Source organism: Geodermatophilus sp. SYSU D00705 (assembly GCF_054050135.1).
Window position 1 is genome coordinate 1 of the sequence record NZ_JBJGYT010000055.1, and the last position, 17,134, is coordinate 17,134.

The 17,134-nt window shown below is 75.0% G+C and carries 17 protein-coding genes and 1 pseudogene; 10 read left to right on the forward strand and 8 right to left on the reverse strand.

Annotation, left to right across the window (positions count from 1 at the left end):
* On the reverse strand, positions 1-646 hold a 646-nt coding region (locus ACI78Q_RS22720), incomplete at its 3' end, for an epoxide hydrolase family protein (protein WP_456925739.1).
* Positions 647-948: 302 nt separating this feature from the next.
* Between ACI78Q_RS22720 and ACI78Q_RS22725 the strand changes: the two genes are divergently transcribed.
* Positions 949-1,317, forward strand: coding sequence for a cupin domain-containing protein (locus ACI78Q_RS22725; protein ID WP_456925740.1), 369 nt, complete (start codon positions 949-951; stop codon positions 1,315-1,317).
* Between the two features lie 79 nt (positions 1,318-1,396).
* Here the strand turns inward: ACI78Q_RS22725 and ACI78Q_RS22730 are convergent, their stop codons facing one another.
* Positions 1,397-1,876, reverse strand: a complete 480-nt coding sequence (locus ACI78Q_RS22730) for a hypothetical protein (RefSeq protein ID WP_456925741.1) — start codon at positions 1,874-1,876, stop codon at positions 1,397-1,399.
* Positions 1,877-2,142: 266 nt separating this feature from the next.
* Between ACI78Q_RS22730 and ACI78Q_RS22735 the strand changes: the two genes are divergently transcribed.
* A complete protein-coding gene (locus ACI78Q_RS22735) occupies positions 2,143-3,381 on the forward strand; it encodes a low temperature requirement protein A (RefSeq protein WP_456925742.1) in 1,239 nt (412 codons plus the stop codon).
* A gap of 24 nt (positions 3,382-3,405) precedes the next feature.
* Here the strand turns inward: ACI78Q_RS22735 and ACI78Q_RS22740 are convergent, their stop codons facing one another.
* The 4 genes from ACI78Q_RS22740 to ACI78Q_RS22755 all read right to left on the reverse strand — a co-directional run bounded on the left by ACI78Q_RS22740 (position 3,406) and on the right by ACI78Q_RS22755 (position 8,869).
* Entirely contained in the window at positions 3,406-5,976 is a 2,571-nt protein-coding gene (locus ACI78Q_RS22740; protein WP_456925743.1) for an ATP-binding protein, read from the reverse strand.
* Positions 5,977-6,101: 125 nt separating this feature from the next.
* Positions 6,102-6,566, reverse strand: coding sequence for a YdeI/OmpD-associated family protein (locus ACI78Q_RS22745; RefSeq protein ID WP_456925744.1), 465 nt, complete (start codon positions 6,564-6,566; stop codon positions 6,102-6,104).
* Between the two features lie 91 nt (positions 6,567-6,657).
* The gene (locus ACI78Q_RS22750) at positions 6,658-7,992 is read right to left on the reverse strand and encodes an MFS transporter (RefSeq protein WP_456925745.1); all 1,335 of its coding nucleotides are present in this window, start codon (positions 7,990-7,992) and stop codon (positions 6,658-6,660) included.
* 190 nt (positions 7,993-8,182) lie between these two features.
* Positions 8,183-8,869, reverse strand: coding sequence for an NRDE family protein (locus ACI78Q_RS22755; RefSeq protein WP_456925746.1), 687 nt, complete (start codon positions 8,867-8,869; stop codon positions 8,183-8,185).
* Positions 8,870-9,033: 164 nt separating this feature from the next.
* Here ACI78Q_RS22755 and ACI78Q_RS22760 point away from each other — a divergent pair, with 164 nt between their 5' ends.
* The 6 genes from ACI78Q_RS22760 (at position 9,034) to frdD (ending at position 13,866) form a co-directional block, all read left to right on the forward strand.
* On the forward strand, positions 9,034-10,257 hold the full coding sequence (locus ACI78Q_RS22760) for an Nramp family divalent metal transporter (RefSeq protein WP_456925747.1): 1,224 nt from the start codon (positions 9,034-9,036) through the stop codon (positions 10,255-10,257).
* A gap of 212 nt (positions 10,258-10,469) precedes the next feature.
* Positions 10,470-10,625, forward strand: coding sequence for a hypothetical protein (locus ACI78Q_RS22765; RefSeq protein ID WP_456925748.1), 156 nt, complete (start codon positions 10,470-10,472; stop codon positions 10,623-10,625).
* The gene (gene frdA, locus ACI78Q_RS22770; protein ID WP_456925749.1) at positions 10,618-12,372 is read left to right on the forward strand and encodes a fumarate reductase (quinol) flavoprotein subunit; all 1,755 of its coding nucleotides are present in this window, start codon (positions 10,618-10,620) and stop codon (positions 12,370-12,372) included. Before ACI78Q_RS22765 ends, frdA begins: the two co-directional genes overlap by 8 nt.
* 2 nt (positions 12,373-12,374) lie before the next feature.
* On the forward strand, positions 12,375-13,124 hold the full coding sequence (locus ACI78Q_RS22775; RefSeq protein ID WP_456925750.1) for a succinate dehydrogenase/fumarate reductase iron-sulfur subunit: 750 nt from the start codon (positions 12,375-12,377) through the stop codon (positions 13,122-13,124).
* Positions 13,121-13,510: a hypothetical protein gene (locus tag ACI78Q_RS22780; RefSeq protein WP_456925751.1), complete on the forward strand. Its 390-nt coding sequence runs from the start codon at positions 13,121-13,123 to the stop codon at positions 13,508-13,510. The genes ACI78Q_RS22775 and ACI78Q_RS22780 overlap by 4 nt, the downstream gene beginning before the upstream one ends.
* On the forward strand, positions 13,507-13,866 hold the full coding sequence (gene frdD, locus ACI78Q_RS22785) for a fumarate reductase subunit FrdD (protein ID WP_456925752.1): 360 nt from the start codon (positions 13,507-13,509) through the stop codon (positions 13,864-13,866). The genes ACI78Q_RS22780 and frdD overlap by 4 nt, the downstream gene beginning before the upstream one ends.
* A 3-nt stretch (positions 13,867-13,869) precedes the next feature.
* On the opposite strand, the pseudogene ACI78Q_RS22790 reads toward frdD, so the two are convergent.
* Positions 13,870-14,439, reverse strand: a pseudogene (locus ACI78Q_RS22790) (allophanate hydrolase-related protein).
* On the opposite strand from ACI78Q_RS22790, the gene ACI78Q_RS22795 reads away from it, so the two are divergent.
* Positions 14,341-15,198 carry a patatin-like phospholipase family protein gene (locus ACI78Q_RS22795; RefSeq protein ID WP_456925753.1) on the forward strand — a complete coding sequence of 286 codons (858 nt, stop codon included), beginning with the start codon at positions 14,341-14,343 and terminating at the stop codon, positions 15,196-15,198. The pseudogene ACI78Q_RS22790 and the gene ACI78Q_RS22795 overlap by 99 nt on opposite strands.
* 1 nt (position 15,199) lies before the next feature.
* Positions 15,200-16,309, forward strand: coding sequence for a lysophospholipid acyltransferase family protein (locus ACI78Q_RS22800; protein WP_456925754.1), 1,110 nt, complete (start codon positions 15,200-15,202; stop codon positions 16,307-16,309).
* Here the strand turns inward: ACI78Q_RS22800 and ACI78Q_RS22805 are convergent.
* The coding region (locus ACI78Q_RS22805; RefSeq protein WP_456925755.1) for a hypothetical protein at positions 16,295-17,134 on the reverse strand (840 nt) is incomplete at its 5' end. The genes ACI78Q_RS22800 and ACI78Q_RS22805 overlap by 15 nt on opposite strands.

Here is a 17,134-nt window from a genome sequence, read left to right on the forward strand (position 1 = left end):
CGGGGACGGTGGCCGGCATGTTGGTGTGGATGCCGAGCAGCCCCGGGGGTGCCTGCAGCCCCATCTGGTCGACGACGAAGGCGCCCCAGTCGCCGCCCTGGGCGACGTAGCGGGTGTAACCGAGGCGCTGCATCAGCTGCGCCCAGGCCCGGGCCATGCGCTCCGGCCCCCAGCCGGGGCTCGTGGGCTTGCCGGAGAAGCCGTAGCCCGGCATCGACGGGATGACCACGGAGAAGGCGTCGGATGCGCTCGCGCCGTGCGCCGTGGGGTCCACCAGCGGGTCGATGATCTTCAGCTGCTCGATGACCGAGCCGGGCCAGCCGTGGTTGACGACGAGCGGCAGCGCGTCCTCGTGCGGCGAGCGGACGTGGAGGAAGTGGATGTCCAGCCCGTCGATGTCGGTGACGAACTGCGGGAGGGCGTTGAGCCGCGCCTCGCACCGCCGCCAGTCGTAGTCGGTGGCCCAGTACCGCGCGAGCTCCTGCATCGTGGCCAGCGGCACGCCCTGCGACGTGTCGGGGACCGTCTCCCGTTCGGGCCACACCGTCGCGGCGATGCGCCGGCGCAGGTCCGCGAGTGCCTCGTCGGGCACGTCGATCCGGAACGGCCGTACGGCGCTGCTGGTGTCTCGTTCGACTGTGGTCATCGCCGGGGCTGCCCCTCCTGGTGGACAGCGGAGGAGGGCGCGGACCGGGGAGGGGCGGACGGAGGGCTCCACCTCGTGCGGTCGGCGCTCCACGGACGCGAGTCACGCTGGTCCGTCGTCCCGGCCCGGGTCAGGGTCCAACGGCCCGTCCTGGCGTGTCGGGACGCCGCGTGAGCGGGCGCCCCCAGCGGTGCGTCCCGCGCGCTGGAGGGGTCACCGGAACGGCGCGTATCCGATTGACCCTCCCCACGACGGCGAGGACAACTGGACTCCTCGGATGTACCGGACTCGGGAGGGGAACCATGGACACCCAGCCCCTGGAGCACGCCACCTTCGACCGGCCGGACGAGGTCCGCGAAGGGGGCAACTGGCGCCTGGAACTGGTCAACCTGTCCGGCGGCGCCCAGGTCGGCAGGATCACCCTGCAGCCCGGCTGGCGCTGGTCCGAGCACGTCAAGCCGGTCGCGGGCACGGAACTGTGCCAGGCGCCGCACCAGCAGTACCAGGTGTCCGGCCGGGTGCACGTCGTCATGGCGGACGGCACCGAGGTGGAGTCCGGGCCCGGCGACGTGACGTCGCTGCCGCCGGGCCACGACGCGTGGGTCGTCGGCGACGAGGCCGTCGTGGCCATCGACTGGCAGGGCGCCTCGGTCTGGGCGCGGCCCTCGTAGCCGCCGACGGCCCTCGTGGTCGCCGACGTCCCGCGTCCCCGACGCCCCGCCGGAGAGGCGGGACGCCGGGGCGCCGCGGTCAGGCCATGGCGCCGGCCGGGGCCTCCTGCCGCGGGATCGACGGCACGCCGGCGCCCGTCCACGCCCACATGGTCCAGTGGTAGCTGCCGTCCTCGGTGACCTCGTACTCGATGACGTCGGCCACCTCGGCCAGCCGGCTCAACCGGCCGCTCGCCGTCGGGCAGGAGCCCCAGACCCCGTAGCTGGCCTGGTAGCCGGGCCCGGTCTGGCGGCCGACGCCACCGCCGACCCAGTCGGCGACGTCGCCGTTCGTGCCGATCATCAGCACGTGGCCCTCACCGGAGAGGACGCCGCCGGGGCGGAACGTCTGCCGGTAGGTGCCGGTGTCGGTGATCTCCTGTCCGAGGAGGGTGCCCTTCCCCTGGAAGGACACCTCCAGCCAGACCTGTTGTCCCTCGGAGGGCAGGACACGCACGACGGTGAACCTCCCGGAGGACTCGCCCAGTCGATCGCCCAGCATGGCGTACACCTCCTCCACGCCGGCTCCCCGCCCGCAGGGGCGGAGAGCGGACGCAGTAGACCTGCTCGGACCTGGCCGGGACGGGTGGGGACGCAGCCGGTCTTCCGCGGACCGCCGACGACGTCGTGCACGCCCCCGGGGCGACCGTCCCGGGCGTCCACCGGTGCCGGGAGGCGCCGCCGGACGCCACACCCAGGGTCGCTCCGGCGGTGGGGGCGGTCCAGGGCCGGAAGGCACGGCCGCGACGGCCCCGTGGACCGGGGGGTCCTCCCTACGCTGGCCGCGTGACCGGGGAGGGTCGGCCCGCGGTCGGACGGGTGCGCAGCCGGATGCGGGAACGCTCGCCGGACGAGCCGCACCGCGCGTCCAGCCCGCTGGAGCTGCTGTTCGACCTGACGTTCGTCGTGGCCGTCGCCAGCATCACCGCCCAGCTCGCCCACGGCATCGCCGGCGGTCACGCCCTGGAGGACCTCGCGCCCTTCCTCCAGGTGTTCTTCGCGATCTGGTGGGCGTGGATGAACTCCACCTGGTTCGCCTCGTCCTACGACACCGACGACGTCCCCTACCGGCTCCTCACGATGGTGCAGATGGCCGGGGTGCTCGTGCTCGCGGCGGGGGTGCCGGTCGCGTTCGGGGAGTCCGACTACGGCGCCATCACGGTCGGCTACCTGCTGATGCGCGTCGGTCTGGTGGCCCAGTGGCTGCGGGCGGGGCTGGAGGACCCCGTGGGCCGGCGGACGGCCTTCCGCTACGCGATCGGGATCTCGGTGCTCCAGGTCGGCTGGATCGCCCGCCTCGTGCTGGCGGAGACCGGTGTGCTGCCGGCGGCGGCGCTGCTGCCGACCTTCGTGGTGCTGGCCGCGGGCGAGCTGGCGGTCCCGCTGTGGGCGGAGCGGGCGCGACGCACCAGCTGGCACCCGCACCACATCGCCGAGCGCTACGGGCTGTTCACGATCATCCTGCTCGGGGAGAGCGTGCTGGCCGCCTCCACCGGGGTGCAGGCGGCCGCCGCCGCGGGGGCCGTGGTGAGCCGGTCGTTCCTGACCATCGCCCTCCCGGGGCTGGTCCTGCTCTTCGCCCTGTGGTGGCTGTACTTCCTGGAGCCGGCGGGGGAGGGCCTCGCCCGCCGGCGCGAGCGGTCCTTCGTGTGGGGGTACGGCCACTACGGGATCTTCGCCGCCCTGGCCGCCGTCGGCGCCGGGCTCGAGGTCGCGGTGGAGCACACCGGTCACCACCTGGACGTCCCGGTGACCACGCTCGGCTTCGCCGTCGCGATCCCGGTGGGCGTGTTCCTCCTCCTGCTCTGGGGAGTGCACGCGCCGATCGTGCGTCGGCCGGTCATCCCGCCGGTCCCGGTCCTCTGCGCGGCCGCCGTCGTCCTCCTCGCCCCGCTCGCGGCGGAGGTCGTCGGGCTCAGCGGCGTGGTCGTCACCATCGCCGGGACGTGCGCGGCCCTGGTGGTCACCACGGTCCTGACCGGCCGCGGAGGACGCACGGAGCGGCTCGCCGACCTGGGGATCTGAGGCGAGCCGCCCGCCCCGGTCGGGTCAGCCGCGGACCAGGGCGACCGCCTCGCGGGAACCGAGCTCGCTCCCCGCGGCCGAGGCCGCGCCGTAGCCCTCGGCGCCGAGCTCCTGGGTCACGCGGCCGATCAGCTCGGCCTCCGCGCGCCGCGACACCGGCCAGGCCCGCAGCCCGGCCCGGCGGCGCAGTCCCTCGGCCGCCCCCAGGGCGGTCGCCGCCCGCCGCGCGTCGCCGCCGGCCAGGGCGAGCTGGGCGGCCGCGCCCAGCGAGAAGGTCAGCGTCAGCGTGCTGACCTCGGTGTCCTCACCCCCGTCCACCGACGCGGCCAGGAGCGTGCGGGCGTCGTCCAGCTGCCCGGACCGCACGGCGAGGGCGGCGAGCTGGCTCTCCGCCGCCCACCGGAGCCACCTGTTGTCGTAGCGGCTGCCGAGCCGGTCGGCCTCGGCCAGGTGCGCGCGGGCGGCCTCGGGCCGGCCCAGCACCGCCTCCAGCCCCCCGACGGTCAGCACCGCGAAGGCCATGAAGGGCTCGTCGCGGCGGCGGAACCCCTCGAGCGCCGCCGACGCCGCGCGGTAGGCGCCCTCGAAGTCCTCGGAGATCGGCAGCGTCCACGCGGCCGCCAGCTGGGCGGCGCTGTCGAGGTAGGGGTCGCCGATGCGGCCCTCGAGCCGGCGGAGGTCGGCGACGGCGGCGAGCGCGCCGTCGTCGTCCCCGACCTCGACGGCGGTGACGGCGGAGACGAACAGCAGCTCGGCACGGGCCCGGTCGTCGAGGACGTCGGCCCGCCGCTGGAGCTGGTCGATCCAGGCCCGGGCCTCCGGCATCCGGCCGTGCATCTGCCAGAAGAGCCAGAGGACGCGGAACAGGTGCGGGAGGGGCGCGACGTCGTGGGCGAGGAACCAGCGGATCGCGACCCGCAGGTTCTCCTCCTCGGTGCGCAGCCGCTCGGCCCACTGGCCCTGGCGCTCGGCGGGCCAGTCGGCGTCCTCCACGAGGCCGCGGAAGAACCCGGCGTGGCGCCGTTCGACGTCGGCCGCGTCCGGGCCCGCGGCGAGCCGCTCGGCCGCCAGCTCCCGGACCGCCCCCAGCATGCCGAACCGTGGTCCGGCCCCGGCCACCTCGACGGAGATCAGGCTGTGCCCCGCGAGCGCGTCCAGCAGGTCGAGCGCCTCGTACTCGGGGAGCCCGGAGACGTGGACGGCGGCCGGGAGGGTCCAGCCCTCGGCGAAGACCGAGAGGGTCGCCAGCACCCGCTGCTCGGCGTCGGTCAGGAGCCCGACGCTCCACTCGACGGTCGCGCGCAGCGTGCGCTGGCGCTCGGGGAGGTCGACCGGTCCGGTGCCCAGGGCGTCGAGACGGCGTCCGAGCCGGGCGAGCAGCGTGGCGGGGTCCACCAGCCGGGTGCGCGCCGCCGCCAGCTCGATCGCCAGCGGCAGGCCGTCGAGGCGCCGACAGATCTCGGCGACGGCGTCGGCGTTGTCCGGGGTCAGCGCGAAGTCGTAGCGGACGGCCTGGGCCCGGTCGACGAACAGCCGCACGGCGGGCAGCGCGGCGAGCTCGGCCGGGTCCGCCCGGTCCGCGGACGACGGCACGGTGAGCGCGCGGACCGGGTACTCCCGCTCGGCCCGCAGCCGCAGCGCGCGGCGGCTGGTCCCGAGGACGGTGAGCCCGGCGCACCTGGTGAGGAGCTCGTCGAGGTCGGGTGCGACCCCGACGACCTGCTCCAGGTTGTCGAGCACCAGCAGGGCCGGGGCGTCGGCGAGGTGCTCGGCCAGGACGTCGACCGGGCGGCGGGCTCCGTCGATGGGCACGCCGAGGACGGCGGCGACGCGCGGCAGCACCAGCGCCGGGTCGGCGACCGCGGCCAGGGAGACGTACGTGGCGCCGCGGGGGTACCGGTCGGCGAGCCGTTCGGCCACGGCGATCGCCAGCCGCGTCTTGCCCACCCCGCCGGGGCCGGTGAGGGTGACCAGCCGGGCCGCGGGGGACTGCAGCAGCCGCGTCACGTCCCCGACGTCCTGCTCGCGGCCGATCAGCGACGTCGACGTCACCGGCAGGGTCCGCGGCGCCGGTCGCTCCGGGGTCCGCGACGGGGGCGGGCCGCCGTCGGCCGCGAACCGCTCGCTCAGCAGCAGGGCGAGGTCGTCGCGGACCAGGCGCGCGAGCTCCCGCGGCGTGCGGAACGACCGGTAGGAGTCGGCGCCGGCGGACTCGAGCTCGGCGAGCATGGCCGAGAGCCGGGGCTCGCGATCGGGCGCCGGTGCCTTGACGTAGAGCAGCCGGGGGAGCGAGCGGGAGAGCCGGAACTCGTCCTCGAGCCCCGAGACGTCCATGCCGGGCCCGATCCAGCCGTAGCGCTGCCAGTAGAGCCCGACGAACACGTCCGACTGCGCGAGGTAGGCCCGGTACAGCTCCCGCGGCGGGTGCGGGCGGGCGCCGAGCTCGAACAGCACCGGCGTGAGGCGCAGCGCCGCGATGGCCCGCGACACCGCCGCGCGCTCCGCGGCGAGCTCGGTCAGTGTGGAGCTCACGAAGACCCGCAGCCGCTGGTCCGGCGTCCGGATCGCCATCCTGTCCTGCTCGTCCACCGTCATGGTCGTCCCCCGGAGAGGTCGGCCGCCGGCGTGCGGCGGTCCGGATGGAGGCTCGGGAGGACAGTCTCGCGGTCCCGGCGCGCCGTGGGTACCTCCGACCTCCGGGTCCCGGCGACCGACGGAGGTCAGCGCGGCCGGCCCTCGCGGAACAGCGCGACCGCCTTCTCGATGCGGCGCTGTCGCGTCGCGTCGCTCCTGGCGCCGTTGACGTTGTCGACGTGGTGGCGCTGGAGGCTGTTGGACAGCGTCGCGAAGTAGGCGGCCGCCCCGTCGTCGGCGGCGAGCGCCGCGGCGAGGTCCTCGGGGACGGCGACCTCCCGCGGGGCGTCGGCGACCGTGAGGGTGACGCGGATCGGGTCCCCGCCCGCGAGGCCGGTGGCCCGGCGGACGGCGGCACTGATGCTGATCATGTGCCGGCCGCCCATCACGCCCACGGTGTTGCGGTACTCGTAGCCGTTCAGGTCCACGACCACCGGCGGCCGCCGGCCCGCCCCGAGCTGCTCGATGACCTCGTCGGGTACCACGATCCCGGTGTTGTTGCCGGTGGCGGTCACCGTCGTCTCGAAGGTGGCCGTGCCCTGCTCGCCCATCCCGTGCTCCCGTCGTCAGCGGTGGTCGCTACGGGGTGGACCACCGGCGGCTCCGGAACTCATCGGTCCCGGTCGGGACCCGGCGGCGGCGTCACCGGACGGCGCGCTGCGGGGAGTCCCCGGTGGCCGGGTCGGCGTGCAGGTCGATGCGGGAGGTCTCCGGCGCCAGCACGACGCAGACCGCGGTGAGGACGAGGACCGCCAGCACGTAGACGGAGACGGCCACGGAGGTGTCGAAGCGGTCGATCAGGGCCACCGAGAGGATCGGGGCCAGGGCGCCGCCCAGGATCCCCGCCAGCTGGTAACCCATGGAGGCGCCGGTGTAGCGGACCCGGGTGGGGAACAGCTCGGCGATGAACGAGGCCTGCGGGCCGTACATCGCGGCGTGGAAGGCCAGCGCGACCACCGTCGCGAGGACGATCAGGGCGAAGCGGCCGGTGTCCAGCAGCGCGAAGAACGCGAAGACCCAGATCGCGGCGCCGACCGCGCCGGCCAGGTAGACCGGACGGCGTCCGAACCGGTCCGACAGCACGCCGAACCACGGGATCAGCACCACCTGGACCGCGGCGGCGATCAGCACCGCGTTGAGCGCGTAGCTGTTCGGCAGACCCAGGTAGGTCACCACGTAGGTCGTGACGAACAGGACGAAGGTGTAGAAGGCGACGTCGACACCGATCCGCGCGCCGATGGCGAGCAGCACCCGCGACGGGTACCGGCGCAGCACGTCGATGATCGGCGCCTTGACCTCGGCGTCGTGCTCCTGGACCTCGCGGAACAGCGGGCTCTCGGCGATCGTCAGCCGGATCCACAGCCCGACGAGCACCAGGACGCCGCTGAGCAGGAACGGCACCCGCCACCCCCAGGCGAGGAAGGCCGAGTCCGAGGTGACCGCCCCCATCAGCGACAGCACGCCGTTGGCCAGCAGCAGCCCGATCGGCACGCCCACCTGCGGCCAGCTGGCGTTGAGCCCGCGCCGGTGCGGTGCGCCGGACTCGAGCGTCATCAGCACCGCACCGCCCCACTCGCCGCCGAGTCCCAGGCCCTGCAGGAAGCGCAGCGCCACGAGCAGGACCGGCGCCCACACCCCGATCGAGTCGTACGTGGGCAGCAGGCCGATCAGGAAGGTGGCGATGCCCATGATCAGCAGCGTCACCACGAGCACGTTCTTCCGGCCGAGCTTGTCGCCGTAGTGGCCGAACACGATGCCGCCGAGCGGGCGGGCCACGAACCCGACCGCGTACGTCGTGAACGCCAGCAGCGTCCCGACCAGCGGGTCGAAGCTGGGGAAGAAGACCTGGTTGAAGACGAGGGCGGCGGCCGTGCCGTAGATGAAGAAGTCGTACCACTCCAGGGACGTGCCCACGAGGCTGGCCACGATGACGCGGCGCACGGACGACGGCTGGGCGGTGCCGGTGGTGGGGGACATCGGGATCTCCCTCGTCGACCGCTCCCGGGAGGAGCAGTTCCAGCGCAGACCGGACCCCGTCTCTGCGCAACAGGGGTGTCGTTCCCGGGCGGGGCCCGGGTCAACCCGACGACTTCGGTCGACGGCGAGCCCCCCCGTCGCACCGGGACCGCCGGCCCCGGACCGCCCGCGGACGGCCGCCGGTCCACCCTCAGCCCAGGTCGAGGGTCTCCCACGGCAGGCTCGTCCACGGTCGCCGGCTGTGCTCCAGGTGCAGGCGTCCCGGTGCGGCCTGGATGAGCTGGCCGAAGACGGTGGCGTAGACCAGCCCGTCCTGCTCGTGGCGCACCACCAGCGCGCCGGGGTCGTCCTGCGGGGGCTCCTTCGCCGTGAGCCGGCGCCAGCCGTCGGGGAACTCGGCCGCGGCGAAGTCGGGGAGGAAGCGGTCGGCCTTGCGGTCCTCCGGGCCACCGGAGGTGACCATCCACGTGCCGGCGGGGTGGCGCGTGGACGTGAGCGCCGCCCCGTCGAAGTCCCAGGTGACCAGGCGGTCCGGCGCGGCCAGCACCAGCAGGAAGCCGGCCATGCCGTCGAGCCGGACGTGGCCGGGCCAGTCCTCCTCGTGCACGGCGCCGAGCAGCGGCAGGACTCCGCGGCTGGGCGCGCCCGGGTCGGCGTCGCGCTTCTGCGGCCGGTTGAGCACCAGGGCGGTGACGCCCGTGGCGACCCGGGTGGCGCACCACGTCCCCCCGGCCGTGCGGTCCCTGCCGCCGACGACGCCGGGGAACTCCGGCCACCAGGCGCCCGGGTCGTCGAACGCGCGGCTGGTCAGCTCGTCGCGCAGGGCGAGGACCGCCGCAGGCGTCCCCTCGGCCCACCGGACGACCACGGTGCACATCCCGCCGATCATCCCAGCCCGGCGGTGCCCCAGCGGACCCCGGGCTGCCACCGTCGGTCCGGGTGCGCCCACTCCCGTCCCTCCGCTTTGGGGGTTGGGCGCGGCACGCGGTGTTCCGCACCCTGGCTGTTCCGCAACATCGTTGCGGAGGCGGGGGGTCGGTCGTGCTGGAGCAGGAACAGGTGGTGCGGGCCACGCGCCGGCGCAGGCTCGCGCTGTTCGGCCCGGCGTTCGTCGCCGCGATCGCCTACGTCGACCCGGGCAACTTCGCGACCAACTTCTCCGCCGGCGCCGAGTACGGCTACCTGCTGCTCTGGGTGATCGTCCTGGCCAACGTCATGGCGATGTTCGTGCAGAGCCTGTCGGCCAAGCTCGGCCTGGCCACCGGGATGTCCCTGCCGCAGAACTGCCGGAGGGAGTACCCCCGCCCGGTCGTGTGGGGCCTGTGGGTGCAGGCCGAGGTGGTCACGATGGCGACCGACCTGGCCGAGATCGTCGGCGGCGCCATCGCGCTGCACCTGCTCTTCGGGCTGGACCTGTTCACCGGCGGGCTGGTCACCGGCGCCTGGGCCTTCCTGCTGCTCGCCGTCCAGGCCCCGGGGGACCGCCGCTTCATCGGCCTGGTGACCGCGTACTTCGGCGTGATCCTCGTGGCGTTCCTGCTGCTGGTGCCCGGCGCGGGCATCGACGCCGGCGCCGCGGTCGCAGGGCTGGTGCCGCGCGTCGACGACGCCGGCAGCGTGCTGCTGGCCGCCGGCATCCTCGGCGCCACGGTGATGCCGCACGCCATCTACCTGCACTCCGCGCTGGTCACCGAGACCAGCGAGGCCACGACCACCCGGCAGAAGCGGACGGCGCTGCGGGCCCAGCGGACCGACGTCACCACGGCGATGGGGCTGGCCGGGCTGGTGAACGTGGCGATGCTGCTGGTCGCCGCCGCCGTGTTCGCCGGCTCGTCGCTCGGCGCCAACGCGCTCGAGGGCGTGTACGCGGGGTTCGGCCTGCAGAGCACCGCCGCGCTGCTGTTCGCGGTGGCCCTGCTGGCGTCGGGCCTGGCCTCCTCCAGCGTCGGCACCTACGCCGGCCAGGTGGTCATGGCCGGCTTCCTGCGCCGGCGGATCCCGCTGCTGCTCCGCCGGGCGCTCACCATGGCCCCCGCGCTGGCCGTCCTGGCGCTCGAGGTCGACCCCACCCGGGCGCTGGTCGTGTCGCAGGTGGTGCTGGCCTTCGGCATCCCGTTCGCGCTGGTGCCGCTGCTGCTGCTCACCCGGCGCGGCGATGTCATGGGCGAGTTCGTCAACCGGCGCCGGACCACCGTGGTCGCCGTCGTCGTGACCGGGGTGATCCTCACCCTGGACGCGGGGCTGCTGTTCCTGCTGCTGCTCTGAGCCGCGTCCCCGCCGGCGCGGGAGCCCCCGTCCGGGGCCGGCGCGAGCCACGCGAGCGGAGCCCTTCACAACCCCGAGGGGGCGGAGCACGCTGGTCCCCGAGGTCGGAGGTCGCCGTCCCTGCGCAAGGGAGGTGGGCCGTGAGCGCGGCTGCCACCGCTTTCGAACCGAGGCTCGCACCGTGCGGACACCGGCACGGCGGTGAGCAGTACGTGACCGAGGACCACGAGGGTCTGGTCACCGAGGACCTGCGCTGGGCCTGCGGGTGCCGGAGCACCCGCGAGGAGTTCCACGACGGCAGCTGCCACCGCATGGTCGTCCACCACGACGGGAGGGTGCTGGCGGACGAGGAGTTGCGGGGTGAGTGACAGCGTCGTCCGTGCCGCGCACGACGTCCTCATCGTGGGGGGAGGCGCCGCGGGTCTGCGCGCCGCCATCGCCATCGCCGAGGCGGACCCGCGGCTCGACGTGGCCGTGGTGTCCAAGGTCTACCCGATGCGCAGCCACACCGTGTCGGCCGAGGGCGGCGCCGCCGGTGTCATCGCCGCCGACGACAGCCTCGACGAGCACTGCTACGACACGGTCTCCGGCAGCGACTGGCTCGGCGACCAGGACGCCATCGAGGACTTCGTCCGGGAGGCGCCGGAGGAGCTCCTGCGGCTCGAGCACTGGGGCTGCCCGTGGAGCCGGCGGCCGGACGGGCGCATCGCGGTCCGCGCCTTCGGCGGGATGAAGAAGATGCGCACCTGGTTCGCCGCGGACCGGACCGGCTTCCACATGCTGCACGCCCTCTTCCAGACGTCGCTGAAGTACGGCGGGGTCAGGCGCTACGACGAGGCGTTCGTGACCCGGCTGCTCGTCGACGACGGGCGCGTGCACGGCGTCGTGGCGATCGGCCTGATGACCGGGCGGATCGAGGCGATCACCGCGAAGGCCGTCGTCCTGTGCACCGGCGGCTGCGGCAAGGTCTTCCCGTTCACCACGAACGCCAACATCAACACCGGCGACGGCATGGCCCTGGCCTACCGCGCGGGCGCGCCGCTCAAGGACATGGAGTTCGTGCAGTACCACCCGACCGGCCTGCCGTTCACCGGCATCCTCATCACCGAGGCCGCCCGCGCCGAGGGCGGCTGGCTGCTCAACCGGGACGGGTACCGCTACCTGCAGGACTACGACCTGGGCCGGCCGTCACCGACCCCCGAGCTCCGCAGCATGGAGCTCGGCCCCCGGGACCGGCTGTCGCAGGCCTTCGTGCACGAGGTCGAGAAGGGCCGGACGGCCGACTCGCCCTACGGCCCCGTTGTCCACCTCGACCTGCGCCACCTCGGCGAGGCGCTCATCGACGCCAAGCTGCCCTTCGTGCGCGAGCTGTGCCTCAAGTACGAGCGCATCGACCCGGTCTCCGAGCTGGTCCCGGTCCGCCCGGTGGTGCACTACATGATGGGCGGGGTCTCCACCGACATCGACGGCGCGACCCCCCTCGGAGGGCTGTACGCCGCGGGCGAGACCGCCTGCGTGACCATCAACGGAGCCAACCGGCTCGGCTCCAACTCGCTGCCCGAGTGCCTGGTCTTCGGGGCGCGGGCCGGGCGGGCGGCGGCGGAGTACGCCGCCGCCGCGGGCGGCACGCCCGCCGCCGTGGAGGCCCAGGCGGCCGACGAGGTGCGCCGGCTGGAGCGCGGTCTCCTGGGCCGGGTGCCGGGCACCGAGAGCATCGCCGCCGTCCGCGAGGACATGCAGGCCACGATGGAGGACGCCGCCGGCATCTTCCGGACCGGACCGGAGATGGCCAAGGGCGCGGACACCCTCGCCGAGCTGCAGGAGCGCGTCGGCAACGTCGGCCTCGCGGACACCAGCCGGTCGTTCAACACCGAGCTCCTGGCCGCCCTGGAGCTGGCCAACATGCTCGACGTCAGCGAGTGCATCCTCCAGGCCGGCATGCAGCGGGAGGAGTCCCGCGGAGCGCACCAGCGCACCGACTTCCCGGCCCGCGACGACGACCGGTTCCTGACCCACCTGCTCGTGCACCGCAACCCCGACGGGACGGCGCGCGTCGAGCGCCTCCCGGTGACCATCACCCGCTGGCCCCCGGGCGAGCGGGTCTACGGCAGGTAGCCATGGCGGACAGCATCCGGCTCCAGGTGTCCCGGTACCGGCCCGACACCGACGCCGAACCGCACTGGCAGGAGTACGACGTGCCCCTCCGCAAGGAGTGGACGGTCCTCGACGGCCTCAACCACGTGAAGAACGAGGTCGACACGACGCTGGCGTTCCGCTGGTCGTGCCGCATGGGGGTCTGCGGCAGCTGCGGCATGAACGTCGACGGCGAGCCCCGGCTGACCTGCGGCACGTTCCTGTCCGACCACGCGCCCGGCCCGGTCCGGATCGAGCCCCTCGCGAACTTCCCCGTGGTCCGCGACCTCGTGGTCGACCTGTCCGACTTCATGGCCAAGCTCCCGCGGGTCAAGCCCTGGATCATCCGTCCGGACGACGACCGGACGGTGGAGCCCGACGTGGAGTACCTGCAGACACCGGAGGAGCTGGACGCCTACAAGCAGTTCAGCATGTGCATCAACTGCATGCTGTGCTACTCCGCCTGCCCGGTCTACGGCCTCGACCCGGAGTTCATCGGGCCGGCCGCCATCGCCCTCGCCGAGCGGTACGACCTGGACTCGCGCGACCGGGGCACCCGCGAGCGGCTCGACGTCCTCATCGAGCACGAGGGCGTCTGGGGCTGCACCTTCGTCGGCGAGTGCACGCGGGTGTGCCCCCAGCACGTGGACCCGGCCTCGGCCATCCAGCGCTACAAGGTCAAGGCCGCGGCGGCCACGGTGAAGGCGTTCCTGCTCCCCAGGGGCGCGCGATGACCGACCTGCGCCTCTACCGCCGTCCGGTCTCCACCTGGTGGTGGACCCGGAAGCGGACCTACCTCGTCTTCGTGCTGCGCGAGCTGAGCAGCGTCTTCATCGCCTGGTTCGTGGTGTACCTGCTGCTGCTCGTGTCCGCCGTCGGGCGGGGGGAAGTGGCCTACCGGGCCTTCCTCGACTGGGCCTCCTCGCCCTGGGTGACCGCCCTCAACACCGTCGCGCTGGTCTTCGTGCTGCTGCACACGGTGACCTGGTTCGCCCTCACCCCCCAGGCGATGGCGGTGCGGATGGGGTCCCGGCGGGTGCCCGCCTGGCAGATCGTCGCCGGCCAGTACGCCGGCCTGGTCGTGGTCTCCGCGTTCGTGTTCTGGCTGGTGACCCGGTGAGCAGGCGGCGGGTCGAGCCGATCGTCTGGCTGGGGTTCAGCGCCGGTGGCGTGGTGGCGGCGGTGCTCCTGCCGAGCCTGCTCCTCCTGCTCGGGCTGGCCGTCCCGCTGGGCTGGGTCCCCGCGCCCGACCGCGGGCACCTGCTCGCCGTCGTCGGGCACCCGGTCACCCTGGTGGTCCTGCTGGGGGTGTGCGTGCTGCTGCTGGTGCACAGCGCCCACCGCTTCCGGTACACGCTCTACGACGGGCTGCAGGTCAAGCAGAAGCGGGTCGTCGCGGTGCTCTGCTACGGCGCGGCGGTCGTGGGCTCGCTCGCCACGCTCGCCGTGCTCTGGGCGGTCGCCCAGCGGGCCTGACGCTCACCGGCCCGCCGGGTCAGTGGGCCGAGGGCGCCACCGTGGCCCGGGCACCACCCGGCCGTCGACCAGCTGCACCGGACCGCGGTACAGGCCGGCCGGTTCGGTCTCGATCACCTTCAGCAGCACCTCCGTGGATACGTGGTTCAGCTCGCCGGCGATCGACGCGCCGTCCTCGTGCTCGGGGGCCTTTTACATGCCGGGGTGCTCGTCGCGGCTGCTGTGCAGCCGGTACTTCGGCGCGGTGGCCGTCTCCTCCAGCAGCTCGGCGCCGGCCAGGTCGGCGTGCAGGTCCAGCCCCCGCACGAGGGTGCCGTTGACGAACAGCAGCTCGTCGTCCACCGCGGTGTCGACCTCCCGGCGCGCCGGCCAGCCGAACCCGGCCAGGACCACGGCGAGGAACACGTACCCGAGGCTGACCCCCGGCGAGGCGTTCCAGCCGGCCCCCGCCTCCGTGGGTGACAGGATGCCGCCATGGCCTCGCCGGTGCCGGCCCGCACGGCGTTCGTCCTCGGTGGTGGGGGAGTGCTCGGCGCGGCCGAGGTCGGGATGCTGCAGGCGCTGTTCGAGCACGGCGTCCGGCCCGACCTGGTCGTGGGGACGTCGGTGGGCGCGATCAACGGCGCGATGGTCGCCGCCGACCCGACGCCGGGCGCGGTCGACCGGCTGCGCGGGGTGTGGGAGGAACTGGCCGAGCGGCGGATCCTCGCCGGTTCCGTGCTGGCCCGTGTCGGCACCCTGGTGCGGACCCGCACCCACCTGCACCCGCGCGAGCCGCTGCGGGACCTGCTCCTGGACTCCCTGCCGGTGCGGACCTTCGGCGAGCTGCGCGTCCCGTTCCAGTGCGTCGCGGCCAGCATCGAGCGGGCCGCCGAGCACTGGTTCACCGAGGGCGCCCTCGACGACGCGGTGCTCGCCTCGTGCGCCGTCCCCGGGCTGCTGCCGGCGGTGGAGATCGACGGCGAGCACTACCTGGACGGCGGCCTGGTGCACAGCATCCCGGTCGGCCGGGCCGTCGCGCTCGGCGCCGACACGATCTACGTGCTGCACGTCGGGCGGATCGAGCGTCCGCTGCGCCCGCCGACCCGGCCGTGGGAGGTCGCGCTCGTCGCCTTCGAGATCGCCCGGCGCCACCGGTTCGCCGCGGACCTGGCCGCGCTGCCACCGGGTGTCACGGTGCACGTCCTCCCCTCGGGGGACCCGGCGCCGCCCGGGGCCGGCGCCGTGCGCTACCGCGACCTCTCCGGCGTGCCCGCCCGCATCCAGCGGGCCTTCGCCGCGGTCCGCGCCCACCTGGAACGGAGCGGCGCGTCCCGGGACGGGGGAGCCTGACGTGCTGCCCCCACGCCGCGTCCGCCGGGTCACCGGCCCGCTGCTCGTCGCCGCGCTCGTGGCCGCGGTCGTCCTGCTGCCCGTGCTCGTGGTGGTGGCGGTGCTCGCCTCGGTGTTCCTGCCGGGGCGCTGGCGGGCGGTGCGGCTGCTGTGCTTCGGGTTGGTCTACCTGGCGATGGAGGTGGCGGGCCTCGCGGCCGCCGCGGTGCTGTGGGTGCTCAGCGGCCTCGGTCGCCGGTTGCGGACCCCGGTCTTCCGGGCGGCCCACTACACCGTGCTGCGCCTGCTCCTCGACGTCGTGATGCGGATGGCGCAGCGGCTGTTCGCGTTGCGGCTGGTCACCGACGGCGAGTCCTGGTCGCCGCTGGACGACGGCGTGCCCGGCTCGACGAACGCCATGGTCGTGCTCTCCCGGCACGCCGGTCCGGGGGACTCGTTCCTGCTGGTGAACACCCTCATGAACCGCGACCACCTGCGCCGGCCGCGGATCGTGCTCAAGGACCTGCTCCAGCTGGACCCGCTGATCGACGTCTACCTCAACCGGCTGCCCAACCACTTCGTCTCGTCCGACCCGGCGGTGGGGTACAGCTCCGAGGAGGCGATCGCCGACCTCGCCCGCGACCTGGGCGAGGAGGACGCGCTGCTGATCTTCCCGGAGGGCGCGAACTTCACCGTGCCCCGCCGGACCCGGGCCATCCAGCGGCTGCGTGACCGCGGGCTGCACGCGGCGGTCCGCCGGGCCGAGTCGATGCGCAACCTGCTGCCGCCGCGCCCGGGCGGCGTCGTCGCGGCCCTCCGCGCGGCGCCGCACGCCGACGTCGTCCTCGTCGCGCACACCGGGCTGGAGCACCTGAGCACGGTGCGCGACCTGTGGCGCAACCTGCCGATGGACAAGACGCTGCACCTGCGCTGGTGGTTCATCCCGGCCGCGGAGGTGCCGCGCGACGAGGCGGCGCTGACCGACTGGCTCTACCGGTGGTGGGAGACCATCGACGCCTGGATCACCGCCACCTCGGCCGCGGCGCAGCCGGAGCGGCGCGTGCACCGGACGGACCCGGCCGGCGTGATCGAGGGCCCGAGCCGTCCGCGCGCCGGCTCACGGCGTCGCTGACCCGGGGTCCGCCGTCCCCCCGTCGCGGCGGGGCGGACCTGCCTCCTCACCGCTGCCGGCGCGGGGCGGGGCTGCGGCCTGCTCGTCGCTCCCGTCGCCGGGTGCGCGGGTCGCCGCCGCCAGCTGGGCCCGGGCCTCCGCCGCGTCGGCCACCGCCCGGTCCCGCGCCTCCTCGGCCCGCAGGCGGTCCCGCCGGCTCTCCTCGGCCCGGCGCTCGGCACGCTCGGCCCGCGCCTCCTGCGCTCTGGCCTGCTCGGTGGCGGCGTCGGCCCGGGCGGCCGCCGCCTGGACGCGGGCCTCAGCGGCGGTCGTCTCCAGCCGGAGGGCCGCCTCCGCCTGATCGGCCCGGCCGACCGCCTGCGCCGCGTCCGCCCGTGCGCGCGCGGTCTCCGACCGGGCCGCCCGCTCGGCGTCCAGTGCCCGGTCCCGCGCCGCCTCCGCGGACCGGGCCCGCTCGTCGGCCGCCGCGGCGTCGGTGGCCGCGCGCTCCCGCGCCGCCTCCGCGCGGGCGGCGTCGGTGCGGGCCGACTCGGCGTCGCGCACGGCCGCCTCCCGCTGCCGTTCGGCCTCCTGCCGGCCGGTCTCGGCTTCCCGCCGGCCCGTCTCGGCCTCGTCGCGGCCGCTCTCGGCCGCGCGCAGGGCCGCGGCGGCCCGGTCGGCGTCGGCGCGCGCCTGCTCCGCCTCCGCCTGCGCGGCCCCGGCCGACTCCTGGGCGGCGGCGGCCCGGTCCTGGGGCGCCGCCCCCGCGGCCCCGGCGGTGGCGGCGGCGGCCCACGCGCCGGCCGCCGGGGGGCCCGGCCCGCCGGCGTCGCGCCTCGCCCCCCC